At 57.3% G+C, this 1,077-nt stretch carries 1 protein-coding gene; it reads right to left on the bottom strand.

All coding sequences use genetic code 11. The features are described 5' to 3' along the window. Nucleotides 1-427 precede the first annotated feature (427 nt). Nucleotides 428-919, bottom strand: a complete 492-nt coding sequence (locus tag IE264_RS38850) for a hypothetical protein (RefSeq protein WP_190167946.1) — start codon at nt 917-919, stop codon at nt 428-430. Between the last annotated feature and the right edge of the window lie 158 nt (nt 920-1,077).

Here is a 1,077-nt window from a genome sequence, read left to right as displayed (position 1 = left end):
TCCCCCTTATTGGAGATCTTACCCACAATGTTCTCCAAGACCAGAGCTCCGGCGACCTGCTTTCCAGCACCAAGTTGGCTGGTGAGAAGGGCTTAATTCACGACGACGGTGTCTTGGGTGACCTCACCCGCTCTCTTCAGCGCCGAGTCCTCTCGGACACTAAACTGATTGGCGAGGGTGGATTAATCGATCTTGAGGGCACCTTAGACGAGGTCACTCGCTCCCTTGAGCGCCGGGTCCTCTCGGACACTAAATTGATTGGCGAGGGTGGACTAATTGACCTTGAGGGCACCTTAGACGAGGTCACTCGCTCCCTTGAGCGCCGTGAATTAGGAGGCCTCGACCTCTTGGGTACCGTGGGCTCGCTCACCAACGGTGTCCAAACCCTCCCGGTGCTCGGCAGCGTCGGCTCCATTCTTCCTGTCACTCAAGGCCTTACCTCCAAGCTTGGCTCATTGAACGGCGCCCACCAAGCCTCACCCTTGTCCACCTCCGGCTTATTGATTCCCCACTTGCTCAAACGTGACGCCGGCCTCGGATCTCTTCCATTGATCGGCTCTCTTCCTGGAGCCAGCAGCCTTTCTGCCATCCCCGGTTTGAGCAGCCTGCCCTCGATGCCGTCGCTCCCCGGTATGGAAAGCTTGCCATCGATCCCCGGAATGTCAAGCTTGCCATCGATCCCCGGCATGAGCAGCCTGCCCTCAATCCCTGGCATGTCCAGCTTGCCCTCAATCCCCAGTATGAGCAGCTTGCCCTCGCTCCCTAGCATGGATAGCCTGTCCTCAATTCCCGGCATGAGCAGCTTGACCTCCCTTCCCAAGATGGCGTCCTCGAGCATTCCCGGCATGTCTAGCTTGGCCTCCATCCCCGGTGTCGGCGGCCTTACCTCTGGCGGTCTCCCAGGCATGAGCAGCCTCACTAACCTTCTTTAAGCCCCCCTGGAATTCGCACCCAGCTACCGGTAGCATTTTTTCCCTTCTAATTTGTCTGACACGTTCACAAACCCCTGTCACTATGCACGCGCTTGCTTGGCACCCATGAATAATTGTAGCCACTTTTCTGATCTTGTACTATCAG

The organism is Streptomyces microflavus, assembly GCF_014650075.1.
In the GTDB taxonomy this organism is placed as follows: Bacteria; Actinomycetota; Actinomycetes; order Streptomycetales; family Streptomycetaceae; genus Streptomyces; species Streptomyces microflavus.
The sequence above is the reverse complement of the archived record's forward strand: the minus strand, read 5'-3'. Positions and strand labels throughout refer to the sequence as shown.